The following is a 14,723-nucleotide window of genomic DNA, read 5'->3' as shown; positions in this document are numbered from 1 at the left end:
CCCCTCACGGGGTGGCGGGCGGCCGGTCAGGCGGGCGCGCCGGCTCTAACTCAGGCCTCGGTCCCGGTCTTGCGCTCCTCGCCGTCACCACCGCCGAGGAAGTCGCCGCCGAAGCTGCGCTGCCGCTCCGGGGGGGCGCTCTCGAGCAGCTCGACGTCCAGCGCGAGCGACTGGAGCTCCTTGAGGAGCACGTTGAACGACTCGGGCAGGCCGCTCTCCAGGACGTTGTCGCCCTTGACGATGGCCTCGTACATGCGCGTGCGGCCCACCACGTCGTCCGACTTGACGGTGAGGAACTCCTGCAGCGTGTACGCCGCGCCGTAGGCCTCCATCGCCCAGACTTCCATCTCGCCCAGACGCTGACCGCCGAACTGCGCCTTGCCGCCCAGCGGCTGCTGCGTGACGAGCGAGTAGGGCCCGATGGAGCGGGCGTGGATCTTCTCGTCCACCAGGTGGTGCAGCTTGAGCATGTACATCACGCCCACGGTGACGTTCTGGTCGAACGGCTCACCCGTGCGGCCGTCGAAGAGCACCATCTGGCCCGTGCGGGGCAGCTTGCCCTCGTCGAGCAGCTGGTGGATCTCCAGCTCCTGGGCGCCGTCGAACACCGGCGTCGCCACGTGGATGCCGCGCTTGGAGCGACGGCACAGCTGGCGGATCTCCTCCTCGTCCAGCTTGTCGAGGAACGCCGCGAACGGGGTCTCCGCGCCGTAGATGACCTTGAGGCGCTCCTTGATGGCCTCCGCGCCCCAGTTGTCCTCCACGTAGCGCTGCAGCGCCTCGCCGGTGCCCTTGGCGGCCCAGCCCAGGTGCGTCTCGAGGATCTGCCCGATGTTCATGCGGCTGGGAACGCCGAGCGGGTTGAGGACGATGTCCACCGGACGGCCGTCCTCCAGGTACGGCATGTCCTCCTCGGGGAGGATGCGGGACACGACGCCCTTGTTTCCGTGGCGGCCGGCCATCTTGTCGCCCACGGCCAGCTTGCGCTTGATGGCGACGTACACCTTCACCATCTTGATGACGCCCGGAGGCAGCTCGTCGCCCTTCTTGATGCGGGCGATCTTCTCGCCGAAGGCCAGCTTCACGGCCTCCTTCGTCTCCTCCAGGTTGCGCAGGATGTCGCGCACGCGGGAGTCGAGCGGGTCGCCGACGGAGATCTCACCCCAGTACTTGTAGGGCACCGTGGCCAGCAGCGCGTCGTCGAGGATGTCCCCCTTCTTCAGGAGGATCTTCCCCTTGTCGTCCACGAGCTTGCCCTGGACCTCCTTGCCACGGACCAGCACGCGGATGCGGCCGATGGCGCTGTCCTGGAGGACCTTGATCTCGTCGTTCTGGTCCTTGAGGAGCTTCGCCTCCTCCATGGACTCGATCTGCTTGGCGCGCTCGTCCTTCTCCACGCCCTTGCGGCTGAACACCTTGGCGTTGATGACGGTGCCCACCACGCCCGGGGGCACGCGCAGGGAGCTGTCGCGCACGTCGCCGGCCTTCTCGCCGAAGATGGCTCGCAGGAGCTTCTCTTCGGGAGACAGCTGCGTCTCGCCCTTCGGGGTGATCTTGCCCACCAGCACGTCGCCGGGCTTCACCTCGGCGCCGATGCGGATGATGCCGCTCTCGTCCAGGTCCTTGAGGGCCTCCTCACCCACGTTCGGGATGTCGCGGGTGATCTCCTCCTTGCCCAGCTTGGTGTCGCGCGCGATGCACTCGAACTCCTCGATGTGGATCGACGTGAAGACGTCGTCCTTGAGGATGCGCTCGCTGATGAGGATGGAGTCCTCGAAGTTGTAGCCCTGCCACGGCATGAACGCGACGACCACGTTCTGGCCCAGCGCCAGCTCACCCGTCTCGGTGGCCGGGCCGTCGGCGATGACGTCACCCTTCCGGACCTTGTCGCCCTTGCTGATGATGGGCTTCTGGTTGAGACACGTGTTCTGGTTGGAGCGCTGGTACTTGAGCAGGTTGTAGATGTCGACTTCGCTCGACACGTCGCTCAGCGAGGCCGGCACGTCCGCCTTCACCACGATGCGGCCGGCGTCCACGCTCTCCACCGTGCCGTCACGGCGCGCGACACACGTCACGCCGGAGTCGCGCGCGACGATGGCCTCGATGCCCGTGCCCACCAGCGGAGCACTGGTGCGCAGCAGCGGAACCGCCTGGCGCTGCATGTTCGAGCCCATGAGGGCGCGGTTGGCGTCGTCGTTCTCCAGGAACGGGATGAGCGACGCGGCCACCGACACCAGCTGGTTCGGCGACACGTCCATCAGGTCCACGTCCTCGGCGCGCGCCTGGACGAACTCACCGCCGCGGCGGCTGGACACGAGCGCGTTGACGAACTTGCCCTTCTTGTCCGTCTCCGCGTTCGCCTGCGCGATGGTGTGCTTCTCCTCCTCGAGCGCCGAGTAGAAGGCCACGTCCGTGGTCACCACGCCCGCGTCGACCTTGCGGTACGGCGTCTCCACGAAGCCGAACTCGTTGACCCGCGCGTAGGTGGACAGCGACGCGATGAGGCCGATGTTCGGACCTTCCGGCGTCTCGATGGGGCAGATGCGGCCGTAGTGCGTCGGGTGAACGTCGCGGACCTCGAAGCCCGCGCGCTCACGCGTCAGACCACCGGGCCCGAGCGCGGACAGACGACGCTTGTGCGTCACCTCGGACAGGGGGTTCGTCTGGTCCATGAACTGCGACAGCTGGCTGGACCCGAAGAACTCCTTGATGACCGCCGTGACGGGCTTGGCGTTGATGAGATCGTGCGGCATGAGCGTCTCGATCTCCTGGAGGCTCATGCGCTCCTTGATCGCCCGCTCCATGCGCACCAGACCGATGCGGTACTGGTTCTCGAGCAGCTCGCCCACCGCGCGCACGCGCCGGTTGCCGAGGTGGTCGATGTCGTCGATGGTGCCCTTGCCGTTCTTCAGATCGATCAGGTAGCGGATCACCTCGAGGATGTCCCGCTTGGTGAGGATCTGCCCGTCGAGCGGCTCCTCGAGCCCGAACTTGAAGTTCAACTTGAGGCGACCGACCTTGGACAGGTCGTAGCGCTCGGGGTTGAAGAACAGGTTCGTGAACAGGTTGATGGCCGTCTCGGGCGTCGGCGGATCGCCAGGACGCAGACGACGGTAGATCTCCATGATGGACTGCTCGGGCGTCTCGAGCTTGTCCAGCATGAGCGTCTCACGCAGGTAGGGACCCACGTTGAGGTTGTCGATGAAGAGGACCTTGAACTCCTTGATGTTGCGCTTGAGGAGCTCGTCCACCTTCTCCTGCGAGACTTCCTCGTTGCACTCGAGGATGACCTCACCGGTGTTCTCGTCCACCACGTCGTACGCGGACACCTTCGTGAAGAGCTCGTCCGCGTCGATGGGGAGCGTCTTCATCTTCGCCGCTTCGAGCTTCTTGATGGCGACGCGGGTGAACTTGCGGTTCTTCTTGACGATCAGCTCACCCGTCTTCGTCTTGATGTCACGGGTGGCGCGCTGGCCCGGGAGCAGCTCCAGCTCGACGCTCTTCTCGAAGTCCGCCGCCGTCTGGAGGTAGATGGTCTCCGTGGCGTAGTAGTAGTTGAGGATCTCCTCGGTGGAGCCCTTGAACTCCAGCGGGTTCTTCTTCGCGGTGTCGCTGACGGCGCCCAGGGCGCGGATGAGCACCGTGGCGGGCAGCTTGCGACGCCGGTCGATGCGCACGTACAGCAGGTCCTTGTGGTCGAACTCGAAGTCGATCCACGAACCGCGGTAGGGGATGATGCGGGCGTTGTACAGCAGCTTGCCCGACGAGTGGCTCTTGCCCTTGTCGTGGTCGAAGAACGCGCCCGGGCTGCGATGCAGCTGGCTGACGACCACGCGCTCCGTGCCGTTGATGATGAAGGTGCCGTTCTGGGTCATCAGCGGGATTTCCCCGAAGTAGACCTCCTGCTCCTTCACGTCACGGATGGACTGCGCGCCGGTCTCCTCGTCCTTGTCCCACACCACCAGGCGAACGACGACCTTGATGGGGGCGGAGTAGGTCATGCCACGCTGGTGGCACTCATCGACGTCGTACTTCGGCTTCTCCAGGTGGTAGCTGACGAACTCCAGCGACGACGTCTCGTTGAAATCCCGAATCGGGAAAACCGAGTTGAAGACACCCTGAAGTCCGAGGTCCTCACGCTTCTCCGGGGCGATATCGGCCTGGAGGAACTTCTCGTAGGACTGCTTCTGGATGTTGATAAGATTGGGAATGTCGATGATCTTCGCGATCTTCGCGAAGGTCTTCCGCACGCGGAAATTGTTCTGGATCTGCGTCGGCATTCTGGCTCCGGGGACTGCTGCTCGGGCGGGGCAAACTTCAATAACGCGCGGCGGCGCCGGGAAATTTGCAACGGTCAAATGGGCAAAGCCGGCAGCCCCCCTACTGGGAGCGCCGGCCTGCTCATCCGGTCAGGAGGCTGCTTGGAAATTCCCGGAAACCAAGCAACCCCTGTGCGACTTACTTGATGTCGACGGTGGCGCCAGCGGCAACGAGCTGGTCCTTGATCTTCTTGGCGTCGTCCTTGTTGACGCCCTCCTTGACCGTCTTGGGCGCGCCCTCGACCAGGTCCTTGGCCTCCTTCAGGCCCAGGCCGGTGATGGCGCGGATCTCCTTGATGACGTTGATCTTGTTGGCGCCGGCGTTCGACAGCACCACCGTGAACTCCGTCTTCTCCTCGACCGGGGCCGCGGCGACGGCGGCGGGGCCGGCGGAAACGGCGACGGCGGCGGCGGAGACGCCCCACTTCTCCTCGAGGGCCTTCACCAGGTTGGCGGCCTCGATGATGGTCAGGCCGGAGAGCTGCTCAACGATTGCATTCAGGTCAGCCATTGAATTCGTCCTTCTGGGTTTGACTAACGGCCTGCATCCCTATGGGAGTCGGGGCCGTCAAGATTGGTGTAGAAAAACTTCTCGGATGAATCAGGAAAACTAACCCTGCGCCTTGTCCGCGTGGGCCTGGACGACCCGCGCGAGCTGGGAACCCGGGGCGGCAATGGTCCGAACCAGCTTGCCAGCCGGCTGGTTGAGCATGCCGAGCAGCTGCGCCCGGAGCTCGTTGAGACCCGGCAGCTTCGCCAGCTGCTTGACGCCGTTGACGTCGACCTTGCGGCCGTCGACCACGGCGGTGCGGATCTTGATCTTGTCCTCGAGGTCCTTCGTGAACTCGGTCAGGATCTTCGCCGGGGCCACCACGTCGCCGTAGCTCAGGCACAGAGCCACCGGTCCCGTGAAGTCATCAGCGATGACAGCCAGGTCCGTGCCCTGCGCCGCACGGCGCGCCAGCGTGTTCTTGATGACCTTGTACTCGACGCCGCCCTCACGGAACTTCTTGCGCAGCTTCGTCACCGTCTCCACATCCACCTTGGAGAACTCCGCGACGATGGCTGACTTGGTCCGCGAGAACTTCTCGTGGAGTTCCTTGATCATCTCCTCCTTCTCGCTCTTCAGCACTTTGACTCACCTCCTTCTTGGCCCGTCTTCCGACGGGCGTGATGCCTGGGCCAAAGTGGCAGAGCGAGAGAGGAGTCTCCGAGAGACACCACACCGCACCTCCAGTCTCGGCAGGGCTGACCTTGCGGCCGTTTGAACCCGACAGAGGAAGCCACACCCCGACCGGTTGTCCGGTTCCCAACGGGGCACTTCTCCTCTGACCGGGTCCCTGCTGTCATGAACCAGGTCGAAGCGCACGCCTCATGACGTGGCGCTCCAATTGCAAAAGCCGGGGGCCTATACCCCCGGCTTCGGCAAAGATCCAGAACTTTCGAACCTGAGACGTCAGGCAGGCGGCACCTCTGACTCCCCCACTGTGGGGAAGCGAGCACCGCCCGCCTGCTGGCCGCCTAGCGGTGGCGGGCCAGAATCTCCTGGGTATCGATCTTGATGCCCGGGCCCATCGTCGTGGAGATGGCGATGCCCTTCAGGTACACGCCCTTGGCGGTGGCCGGCTTGAGCTTCATCACCAGGTCCACCAGCGCGTTGAAGTTGCCCTCGAGCTTGTCCACCGAGAAGGAGGACTTGCCCATCTTCGCGTGGACGATACCGGCCTTCTCCGCGCGGAAGTCGACCTTACCGCCCTTGGCGTCGCGGATGGCCTTGGCCACGTCCATGGTCACCGTGCCGACCTTCGGGTTCGGCATGAGGCCACGGGGACCGAGCACCTTACCGAGGCGACCCACGATACCCATCATGTCCGGGGTGGCGATGACGGTGTCGAAGTCGAGGAAGCCCTCCTCGATGCGCTTCTGGAGGTCCTCCGCGCCCACGATGTCCGCGCCCGCGTTGCCAGCCTCGGTGGCGCGCTCGCCCTTGGCGAACACGGCCACGCGCACGGTGGCGCCCGTACCGTTCGGGAGGACCACGGCGCCGCGGACCATCTGGTCCGCGTGCTTCGGGTCCACACCCAGGTTGATGGCCACGTCGACCGTCTGGTCGTACTTCGACGCGCGCGCGTCCACCGTCTTCTTCAGCAGCGCGAAACCCTCGGCCACCGAGTAACGCTTCTCGCGGTCCACCAGCGCGGCGGCCGCCCGGAACTTCTTCCCATTAGCCATGACAGAAATCCTCGTCCGTGAGTGGGGCGGCGGCCTAGCCGACGACGTCGATGCCCATGGAGCGCGCGGTGCCAGCAATGGTGTTCATGCAGGCCTCGAGCGAAGCGGCGGTGGTGTCCTGAATCTTCTTCTTGGCGATCTCCTCGAGCTGCGCGCGGGTGATCTGCCCCACCTTCTCCTTGCCAGGCTTCTTCGCGCCCGAACCCTTCTTCTTGTCGGTGTGCAGGCCCGCCGCCTTCTTGATGAGGACGGCCGCCGGAGGCGTCTTGAGGATGAACGTGAAGGAGCGGTCCTGATAGACGGTGATGATCACCGGGATGATCAGACCCTCCTTGGCCTCCGCCTGCGTCTTCGCGTTGAACTGCTTGCAGAACTCCATGATGTTCACGCCCTGCTGACCGAGTGCGGGGCCGATCGGCGGAGCGGGGTTCGCCTTGCCGGCGGGAATCTGCAGCTTGACCTGACCTGTGACCTTCTTCATCGGCTGACAACTGCCTTTCGAGGGGGTGGTCCAGACGGGCCTCCAGACGGGGAGGCTCTCCCACCCATGGGACCGCGTCCAGGCGGACGCGGAACTACAGCAGGGCGCGCTCTATCCGAGTCGCCCGCGAAAAACTAGCCGGTGGTCTTCTCCACCTGCATGAAGTCCAGCTCCACGGGGGTGGCGCGACCGAAGATGCTCACGAGCACCTTCACGCGACCCTTCTCCGCGTTGACCTCTTCCACCGTGCCGTTGAAGTTGGCGAACGGGCCGTCCACCACACGCACCGTGTCGCCGTCGTCGAACTGCACCTTGGGCTTGGGCTTGAGCGTGCCCTCGGAGATCTGCGACGTGAGGTTCGCGACCTCCTTCTCCGAGATGGGTCGCGGTTGCTCGTTCTGGCCCGTCCCCGGGAAGCCGGTGATCTTCGGCGTGTTCTTCACCAGGTGGAGCGTCCGGTCGTTCAGCTCCATCTGCACGAAGATGTAGCCGGGGAAGAACTTGCGGCGAGACGTCTTCTTCTCGCCCTTCACCATCTCCACGACCTGCTCCATGGGGATGAGGATCTCACCGAACTGGTCCTGGAGCCCCTCGAGGCGGATCTTCTCCTCCAGGCTCTTCTTCGCCTGGTTCTCGAAGTTCGAGTAGGTGTGGACCACGAACCATTTCATCGCCATTACAGCTTCCCCCACAAGGCCGGCAGCCACTCCACCATCAAGTTGTACGCGACGGTGTCGATGCAGAAGAGCAGCACCGCGGCCACGAGCGAGGCGACGACCACGGCCACGGTCGACGTCCGGGTCTCCGGCCAGGTGGGCCAGGACACCTTCATCAGCTCGGACGCGACCTCCATGGAGAGGGTGTGCGTCTTGGGGTGGAAGTAGCCGGCCACCGCGAGGCCCACGGCCGACAGGTAGCCCACGAGCGTGGACACCTTCCAGTCCAGACCCTCGATGAGCACCGAGTCGGGCCATCCGAAGCTGGCCCACAGCGCTCCGAAGAGACGCTCCAGGAACAGCGCCAGGATGATGCCGGCGAGGAGGTAGAAGATGACCACGAGCCGCTTCGGATCCATCGCCGAGCGGTTAGCCTGCTGGCTGGCCTCTGATGCCGTCGCCATGGTGCCTCACGAGGTACTGCGAAAGCGAAATTTCACGAACTGCGGAAACACAGGAACCCCCGGTACCTCCAGGTACCGGGGGCCCCGCTCCCACTGAGACTTGGCAGGCCAGGAGGGATTCGAACCCCCAACACGCGGATTTGGAGACCGCTGCTCTACCGTTGGAGCTACTGGCCTAGAAACTCTCAGGAACTACCGACCTAGACCTTACCTTCCTTGTGGTCCGTGTGCTTGCGGCACTTCGAGCAGAACTTGCTCAACTCGAGCTTGTCCTGGCTCTTCCGCTTGTTCTTCGTGGTCGTATAGTTCCGCTCTTTGCACACCGTGCACTCGAGCGAAATGATGGAACGATTGCCCTTCGGCATGGCCTACCTCATCAGACACGAGAGGGGAAGGTTACCATCAGGCACCTTCCCCTCGGAATCCGGTGTTTGGGGCCAGGGGGCTCGAAAGCCCCCCGGGCGCGTTACTCGATGACTTCCGCGACGACGCCGGCGCCCACCGTGCGGCCACCCTCGCGAACAGCGAAGCGCAGCTCCTTCTCCATCGCGACAGGGGTGATGAGCTCCACCTCGATCGCGATGTTGTCGCCCGGCATCACCATCTCCACGTTCTCCGGCAGCTTCACCGTTCCCGTCACGTCCGTGGTGCGGAAGTAGAACTGGGGACGGTAGCCCTTGAAGAACGGGGTGTGACGACCACCCTCTTCCTTCGACAGCACGTAGATCTGCGCCTTGAACTTGGTGTGCGGCGTGATGCTGCCAGGCTTGGCAATCACCTGCCCACGCTCCATGTCCTCACGCTTCAGGCCACGGACCAGCGCGCCGATGTTGTCGCCCGCCATGCCCTCGTCCAGCAGCTTGCGGAACATCTCGACGCCCGTCACAACCGTCTTCTGCGTCGGGCGCAGACCGACGACCTCGACCTCCTCGCCGACCTTGACCCGACCGCGCTCCACGCGGCCCGTCGCCACCGTTCCACGGCCGGCGATGGAGAACACGTCCTCCACCGGCATCAGGAAGGGCTTGTCCGTCGCGCGCTGCGGCGTCGGGATGTAGCTGTCCACCGCCTCCATCAGCTTCAGGATGGCCGGCTCGCCGATGTCGCTCGCGTCACCCTCGAGCGCCTTCACCGCGGAGCCCGGGATGATGGGGATGCTGTCGCCGGGGAACTCGTACTTCTTCAGGAGGTCCCGGACCTCCATCTCCACCAGCTCGCGCAGCTCCGGGTCGTCCAGCAGGTCGACCTTGTTCAGGAAGACCACGATGTACGGAACACCGACCTGACGCGCCAGCAGGATGTGCTCACGCGTCTGGGGCATCGGGCCGTCCGCCGCCGACACCACCAGGATCGCGCCGTCCATCTGCGCCGCGCCCGTGATCATGTTCTTCACGTAGTCGGCGTGGCCCGGACAGTCGACGTGCGCGTAGTGACGGTTCTTCGTCTGATACTCGACGTGCGCCGTCGAGATCGTGATGCCGCGCTCGCGCTCTTCCGGCGCCTTGTCGATCTGGTCGTACGCCAGGAACGTGGCGCCGCCCGTCTTCGCCAGCACCTTCGTGATGGCCGCCGTCAGCGACGTCTTGCCGTGGTCCACGTGTCCGATCGTGCCGATGTTCACGTGGGGCTTGTTACGCTCGAACTTCTCCTTGGCCATGACACTCCTCTAAAAAATGGAGCCCTGAACCAGGATTGAACTGGTGACCTCATCCTTACCAAGGATGCGCTCTGCCAACTGAGCTATCAGGGCTTGGCGATGCTATGAACTACAACGTTTGGAGCGGGAAATGGGATTCGAACCCACGACATTCAGCTTGGAAGGCTGACGCTCTACCAACTGAGCTATTCCCGCAATGCCGAGTGGAGGGAGATGGATTCGAACCATCGAAGGCGTAGAGCCGGCAGATTTACAGTCTGCTCCCTTTGGCCGCTTGGGTATCCCTCCAGAATTTTGCACCACGAACCGCGACTACTCCCCGCACTGCTCGTCTCGGGCCCTCATCCGCGGCCCCGTCCTGCTTGGCCGGCGGCGGGACTTGAACCCGCGACCTACTGATTACAAATCAGTTGCTCTACCGACTGAGCTACACCGGCACTCATCGGCTCCTGCCCTACCCTACCTGCACCGAAGCCGTCAACCACCCGACTCCGATGTGCGAGGCGCGCCCTTTTAAAAGTCCCCTTCACCCAAGTCAAGGAGATTGATCCCGGGTTCAGACCGACTAACGGGAGGAGCTGCTCCCCCGTTGGCGGGCGACCTCGTATAGCAGAATGCCGGCCGAAACGGACGCATTGAGTGAACCGACCTGACCCGCCATGGGAATCCGCAGGCGGTGGTCGCAGTGCTTGAGCACACCCTCCCTCACTCCTCCCCCCTCGGCGCCCACGACGAGGGCCAAGGGGCCGTCCAGTCGGGCGCTCCACATGGGCTCGGTCGCGTCCACGTCGGCCGCGGCCACCCAGAGTCCCGCTTCCTTCAGCTCCTCCAGGGCACGCGAGATGTTCACCACCCGGGCGATGAGGCAGTGCTCCACCGCCCCCGCGGAAGCCTTGGCCACCGTCCCCGTCACCTGGACGGCCCGGTCCTTGGCGATGACCACCCCGTGTGCCCCGAGCGCATGGGCCGAGCGGATGATGGCTCCCAGGTTGTGCGGGTCCTGGATGCCGTCGAGCACCACCACGAGCGCGGGCCGCTTGCTGGCTTGAGCCGCCTCGAGCAGGTCCTCGAGCTCCGCGTACCGGAAGCCCCGGAGCTCCAGCACCACGCCCTGGTGCACGCCGCCGTCAGCCATCACCGCCAGCCGCTCACGCGTCACCTTCTCGACACGGACGCCCGCGTCCCGAGCGCGGCTGAGCAGCTCTCCCGCGGCCTTGGCCGCGAGCTGCCCCTCCACGATGAACAACCGCTCGACCTCATCCGGCCGGGCCCGCAGGGCCTCGAGGACCGGATTCACCCCATAGACGTGGCGCGCGGAGGAATCTCCCCCCTCGCGCTCGCCTCGACCACCTCGGGAGGAACGCTCACGCATGAGAACTAGAGGACCTCGACGGGGACGGAGAGGGTCTTCTGCTGACGGGCGCAGATCTTCTCCGTGCAGATGAAGAAGACGAGCTTGGCATCCACCGAGCCCTTGCCCGCGGCGGCCGCGGTGAAGGGGACCTCGAAGCGGGGGTCGGCGAACTCCTGGCCCGCGGCCTTCTTGGAGACCGAGTCCTCGCGGCCCAGCTTCTCCTTGGTCACGGTGAGCTGGGTGCCCTTCACATCCAGCTTGAGCGGAGCCTCCTCGGAGACGTGCGCGCCGGACTTCGTCTTCACCGAGACCACGAACACGCCCTTCTCCCCCGCCTTCACCTGGGAGGAGGAGCCCTCGGTGGACACGTCATAGAGGCTGGCGGGGTCCACTTCGTCCGCGGACGCCGGGGCCGCCCAGACGCAGGCCACCAGCAGGGCGGCGACGGAGGTGACGCTTCGGATGTGCGACATGGCTGACTCTCCTGGATGCGGGGGTTGCGTATCACGCCTCGACGTGGGGTGCCGGGATTCTCTTCACGCGCCCTCCGAGCCGCTCCGGGGCGTCCGGCTCGCGCGCTTCTTGCGCGGCGCCGGGACGACGGCACTCGCGAGCGGAATCGGTGGGAGCAGGTCCGGCATCGACACAGGCTCCGCGCCCGCGACCAGTTCCTCGGCCCGGATGATGATGGGCGTGGCCAGGTCCATGCCCGTCACCGCCTCCATCTCCGGCAGCGCGGGAGAGCTGTTCACCTCGAAGACCTTGGACTTCCCCTGCACATCCAGGAGGTCCACCGCCGCGACCTCCAGGCCCACCAGCCGAGTGGCCTTCTCCGCCGTGGCCCGCTGCCCCGGAGACAGCTCCATCTCCTCCAGACGCGCGCCCTTGATGAGCGTGTGCGCGAGCCGGCCCGGACGAGGACGCCTGCGGACGGCCGCAATCGCCTTGCCGCCCACCACCAACACACGCACGTCCTGGCTGGTGCTCTTCACGTACTCCTGCATCACCAGGTTGTGCCCCAGCCCCAGCACCGCCTCGAGCGCCGCCTCCAGGGACTGGAGGCTCTCGCACACCATCACCCCGTGCTTCTCCTGCCCCTGCAGCAGCTTCACGAGGACAGGGACCCCGCCCACCAAGCCCACCATCTCCTTGAGCTGGGCGGCGTCCCGCGCCATCACCGTGGCCGGGATGTCGATGCCGTGCGCGGACAACAGCTGCAGCGAGCGCATCTTGCTGCGCGATTGGGCGATGGCCTGGGCGTGGTTCACCAGGGGCACGCCGTGCAGCGCGAACTGGTTCACCACCGCCAGGCCATAGGTATTGATGGACTGGGCGATGCGCGGCAGCACCACGTCCGTGGGCGCCAGCTTCTTGCGGTCGTAATAGAGGGTGGCGCTTCCCCCTCCATCCAGATGCATCTGCACCCTGAGAGGGTTGAGAACGCGGAGCTGATGCCCCCTCGCGCGCCCCGCCTCGACAAGACGTCGGGTGGACGGAATGGAAGCGGAGCGCGAGAGAAGAGTGACTTTCATGGGCAGGGGCGGCAACCGGGCCGGAGGCGGACGGGACCTATAATCCCCACCACCCCCGGGGTAAAGCCGCCCCCGGCCGCCTGCTCAGCGCTGACGGATGGCGCGAATCTCGATCTTGATGGGATCTTCCGGGCGCGAGTTCTTGATGCGGTCGCACGTGGCCCCGTTGAAGAGCACACCCTCGTCCGTGAGACTCCAGGTCCCATCACCCGGCTGGAGCCGCTCTTCCTCGACGTAGACGACGATGAGCTTGGGGTTGGACGGCAGCTGCGGACCCTTCAGGGGAATCAGGCACGGCTCGGGATTGATGACCTCCTTGCTGATGCGCTCGAGCGCGGCGGAGAGTTCCTCCTGGTTGCCCGCCTGGTAGAAGGTCCGGCCGCACAGGCCTGTCGCCGCGATGCAGGTGTCATTGGAACCGCAAGCCGTCGGGTCATCCGCACAGGAACGGGCGAAGCCACCCGCCGCCGCCATGCCCTGGAGCACCGCGGGACCATCCCCCGTCGCGGTCTCCGCGCCGAAACCGATGACGATCGTCGTCACGCCCGCGTCCTTCAGCTCCTGCACCGCCGCCACGGACGCATTGGTGTCCAGGCAGCCACGACGCTCGTAGGTCGCGCCCGGCGTCGAACAGGTGGTCGCACCCGCGATGGTGCACTTGCACTGGGCCGGGTTCTCCGCCCCTGAGTACTCGTTCGCCTCATTGCAGTTGGGCAGGCCGTCCGTCAGCAGGATGACGAAGTTCTTGCGGTCGGGGTCCTTCAACGCCGGCATGCTGCCGATGAAGCGGAGGCTGCCGCTCGTGGGCGTACCGCCGCTGGGCTGTCCCGTTCCGAAGTTGGGGATGCCCTGGATGAGCGCGTTGATGGAGTTGGCGTGCTCGAGCAGCGAGCCGTCGTCCTCGATCGCCGGCAGGTCCTTGCGCACAGCGGTCGCCGTCGACTTGGCGCACGCATCGGTCTCGCTGGACTCAGGATAGGTCGTCAGGCCGAAGCGCACGAAGGGACCGCTGGACGAGAGGAAGTCCGGCACGGCGGCCTGCAGTTCGGACCAGCGCGTCGGGCAGGTGGCCGTGGGGCACGCCAAGGACTGGCCACACAACTGCATGTTGCCCTGGTTGTTGCGCACCATGCACGTCGGCTCGTTCGGATTCACCGGCAGCGTCATGGAGCCCGAGATGTCCACCAACAGCATGATGTTGGGCTTGCTCGACAGGGCCGTGATGGTCTCCTCGACCGTCGTCTGCGCGATGGCGAGCGGCTCCACCGGCTCGAAGTCGTAGGACTGACAGCCCGTGACGACGCCTGCGAGGGCGCCCAGAGCAAGGGCGCTCAGGCTCAGGAGGTTCAACTTGGCGCGCATAGGTGATGAATTCCTTCTGCTTCTATGGGGGGACGCGGAGCTCCGCGCGGCCGGGCTCTTCAGGGGGACGGCTTGGGCGCAAGAGTAACGCGTGACTCCCCCCGGAGGCTACAGCCTCAAGAGGAGGCCTCTCGGGGTTCGGATGAGACTGCGAGGTTACAGCAGGAGCCGAAGCGCCTCGTCGTCGAGCGCACACCCGGAGCGGAGCAGACGACATTGTCGCCTGCCTGGCGCTCCTCGGGGTGGAGTGGCTAGAGCGACAGCGTGCGGGCGCCCTGCGTGAGGCGCCAAAGAGAGGCGAGCCCCATCACCTCGTCCAGGGCGCCGCTCAGCGCCTCCGGCGGGTAGCCACACAGGCGCACCGTGGTGTCGCAGGCGATCAACTTCGCGCCCAGTCCCCGCGCCTCCTCCAGCATCTTCATGGGGGCCAGCACGCCCAGCGTCTCGCCTCGCGCGTGCTCCTCCCGCTCACGCTCGCCGTCGGGGTGACCGAAGGTTCCGTCCACCCAGGCGCGGAGGGCATCGAACGCGAGGACGAAGTAGACCTCGTCCCCCATGGCCACCGCGGTGATGCCCATGGAGGTGGCCTGGAACGCCGGCTCATACGTGGCGTGCTGAAGAAAGAAGAAGACCCGTCCAGCCATCGACGAAGCACCATACCGGGGT

14 protein-coding genes and 5 tRNA genes are annotated in these 14,723 nt (G+C 65.4%); all 19 read right to left on the bottom strand.

Annotated features, from left to right (window positions below):
• Nucleotides 1-50 precede the first annotated feature (50 nt).
• A complete protein-coding gene (rpoB, locus tag LXT21_RS27440; RefSeq protein WP_254041144.1) occupies nucleotides 51-4,280 on the bottom strand; it encodes a DNA-directed RNA polymerase subunit beta in 4,230 nt (1,409 codons plus the stop codon).
• 178 nt (nucleotides 4,281-4,458) lie between these two features.
• Nucleotides 4,459-4,830 carry a 50S ribosomal protein L7/L12 gene (gene rplL, locus LXT21_RS27435; protein ID WP_254041143.1) on the bottom strand — a complete coding sequence of 124 codons (372 nt, stop codon included), beginning with the start codon at nucleotides 4,828-4,830 and terminating at the stop codon, nucleotides 4,459-4,461.
• Between the two features lie 99 nt (nucleotides 4,831-4,929).
• Nucleotides 4,930-5,451, bottom strand: a complete 522-nt coding sequence (gene rplJ / locus LXT21_RS27430; protein ID WP_046713312.1) for a 50S ribosomal protein L10 — start codon at nucleotides 5,449-5,451, stop codon at nucleotides 4,930-4,932.
• A 389-nt stretch (nucleotides 5,452-5,840) separates the two neighbouring features.
• Nucleotides 5,841-6,551, bottom strand: a complete 711-nt coding sequence (gene rplA / locus LXT21_RS27425; protein ID WP_046713311.1) for a 50S ribosomal protein L1 — start codon at nucleotides 6,549-6,551, stop codon at nucleotides 5,841-5,843.
• A 34-nt stretch (nucleotides 6,552-6,585) separates the two neighbouring features.
• Nucleotides 6,586-7,032 carry a 50S ribosomal protein L11 gene (rplK, locus tag LXT21_RS27420; protein WP_254041142.1) on the bottom strand — a complete coding sequence of 149 codons (447 nt, stop codon included), beginning with the start codon at nucleotides 7,030-7,032 and terminating at the stop codon, nucleotides 6,586-6,588.
• Between the two features lie 134 nt (nucleotides 7,033-7,166).
• Entirely contained in the window at nucleotides 7,167-7,709 is a 543-nt protein-coding gene (nusG, locus tag LXT21_RS27415; RefSeq protein WP_046713309.1) for a transcription termination/antitermination protein NusG, read from the bottom strand.
• Complete coding sequence (gene secE / locus LXT21_RS27410; protein ID WP_254041141.1) at nucleotides 7,709-8,152, bottom strand: preprotein translocase subunit SecE; 444 nt, start codon at nucleotides 8,150-8,152, stop codon at nucleotides 7,709-7,711. Before secE ends, nusG begins: the two co-directional genes overlap by 1 nt.
• Nucleotides 8,153-8,253: 101 nt before the next feature.
• Nucleotides 8,254-8,329, bottom strand: a tRNA-Trp gene (locus LXT21_RS27405).
• A 23-nt stretch (nucleotides 8,330-8,352) separates the two neighbouring features.
• The gene (gene rpmG, locus LXT21_RS27400; protein WP_046713307.1) at nucleotides 8,353-8,517 is read right to left on the bottom strand and encodes a 50S ribosomal protein L33; all 165 of its coding nucleotides are present in this window, start codon (nucleotides 8,515-8,517) and stop codon (nucleotides 8,353-8,355) included.
• Between the two features lie 101 nt (nucleotides 8,518-8,618).
• Complete coding sequence (tuf, locus tag LXT21_RS27395; protein WP_254038747.1) at nucleotides 8,619-9,809, bottom strand: elongation factor Tu; 1,191 nt, start codon at nucleotides 9,807-9,809, stop codon at nucleotides 8,619-8,621.
• 17 nt (nucleotides 9,810-9,826) lie between these two features.
• Nucleotides 9,827-9,902 (bottom strand) — tRNA-Thr (locus tag LXT21_RS27390).
• A gap of 26 nt (nucleotides 9,903-9,928) precedes the next feature.
• Nucleotides 9,929-10,004 (bottom strand) — tRNA-Gly (locus tag LXT21_RS27385).
• Nucleotides 10,005-10,013: 9 nt separating this feature from the next.
• A tRNA-Tyr gene (locus LXT21_RS27380) sits at nucleotides 10,014-10,097 on the bottom strand.
• A 76-nt stretch (nucleotides 10,098-10,173) separates the two neighbouring features.
• Nucleotides 10,174-10,246, bottom strand: a tRNA-Thr gene (locus LXT21_RS27375).
• 128 nt (nucleotides 10,247-10,374) lie between these two features.
• On the bottom strand, nucleotides 10,375-11,181 hold the full coding sequence (gene rlmB / locus LXT21_RS27370) for a 23S rRNA (guanosine(2251)-2'-O)-methyltransferase RlmB (RefSeq protein ID WP_254041140.1): 807 nt from the start codon (nucleotides 11,179-11,181) through the stop codon (nucleotides 10,375-10,377).
• Nucleotides 11,182-11,186: 5 nt separating this feature from the next.
• The gene (locus tag LXT21_RS27365) at nucleotides 11,187-11,636 is read right to left on the bottom strand and encodes a hypothetical protein (RefSeq protein WP_254041139.1); all 450 of its coding nucleotides are present in this window, start codon (nucleotides 11,634-11,636) and stop codon (nucleotides 11,187-11,189) included.
• A gap of 63 nt (nucleotides 11,637-11,699) precedes the next feature.
• Nucleotides 11,700-12,695 (bottom strand): ATP-grasp domain-containing protein, encoded by a 996-nt coding sequence (locus tag LXT21_RS27360; protein ID WP_254041138.1) that lies wholly within the window; start codon nucleotides 12,693-12,695, stop codon nucleotides 11,700-11,702.
• A gap of 84 nt (nucleotides 12,696-12,779) precedes the next feature.
• Entirely contained in the window at nucleotides 12,780-14,057 is a 1,278-nt protein-coding gene (gene cglB / locus LXT21_RS27355) for an adventurous gliding motility lipoprotein CglB (protein WP_254041137.1), read from the bottom strand.
• A gap of 251 nt (nucleotides 14,058-14,308) precedes the next feature.
• Nucleotides 14,309-14,701 carry a hypothetical protein gene (locus LXT21_RS27350; protein WP_254041136.1) on the bottom strand — a complete coding sequence of 131 codons (393 nt, stop codon included), beginning with the start codon at nucleotides 14,699-14,701 and terminating at the stop codon, nucleotides 14,309-14,311.
• Nucleotides 14,702-14,723: the final 22 nt, after the last annotated feature.

The sequence above is a fragment of the Myxococcus guangdongensis genome (assembly GCF_024198255.1).
Lineage (GTDB): Bacteria > Myxococcota > Myxococcia > Myxococcales > Myxococcaceae > Myxococcus > Myxococcus guangdongensis.
This window is presented reverse-complemented; position numbering and strand designations above follow the sequence as displayed.

Excerpts from the sequence above, each read along its gene's own strand:
- nusG (WP_046713309.1), bottom strand. The coding sequence starts at position 7,709 with ATGGCGATGAAATGGTTCGTGGTCCACACCTACTCGAACTTCGAGAAC.
- rplK (WP_254041142.1), bottom strand. The coding sequence starts at position 7,032 with ATGAAGAAGGTCACAGGTCAGGTCAAGCTGCAGATTCCCGCCGGCAAG.
- secE (WP_254041141.1), bottom strand. The coding sequence starts at position 8,152 with ATGGCGACGGCATCAGAGGCCAGCCAGCAGGCTAACCGCTCGGCGATG.
- rpmG (WP_046713307.1), bottom strand. The coding sequence starts at position 8,517 with ATGCCGAAGGGCAATCGTTCCATCATTTCGCTCGAGTGCACGGTGTGC.
- rpoB (WP_254041144.1), bottom strand. The coding sequence starts at position 4,280 with ATGCCGACGCAGATCCAGAACAATTTCCGCGTGCGGAAGACCTTCGCG.
- cglB (WP_254041137.1), bottom strand. The coding sequence starts at position 14,057 with ATGCGCGCCAAGTTGAACCTCCTGAGCCTGAGCGCCCTTGCTCTGGGC.
- rplA (WP_046713311.1), bottom strand. The coding sequence starts at position 6,551 with ATGGCTAATGGGAAGAAGTTCCGGGCGGCCGCCGCGCTGGTGGACCGC.
- tuf (WP_254038747.1), bottom strand. The coding sequence starts at position 9,809 with ATGGCCAAGGAGAAGTTCGAGCGTAACAAGCCCCACGTGAACATCGGC.
- rlmB (WP_254041140.1), bottom strand. The coding sequence starts at position 11,181 with ATGCGTGAGCGTTCCTCCCGAGGTGGTCGAGGCGAGCGCGAGGGGGGA.
- LXT21_RS27350 (WP_254041136.1), bottom strand. The coding sequence starts at position 14,701 with ATGGCTGGACGGGTCTTCTTCTTTCTTCAGCACGCCACGTATGAGCCG.
- LXT21_RS27360 (WP_254041138.1), bottom strand. The coding sequence starts at position 12,695 with ATGAAAGTCACTCTTCTCTCGCGCTCCGCTTCCATTCCGTCCACCCGA.
- LXT21_RS27365 (WP_254041139.1), bottom strand. The coding sequence starts at position 11,636 with ATGTCGCACATCCGAAGCGTCACCTCCGTCGCCGCCCTGCTGGTGGCC.
- rplL (WP_254041143.1), bottom strand. The coding sequence starts at position 4,830 with ATGGCTGACCTGAATGCAATCGTTGAGCAGCTCTCCGGCCTGACCATC.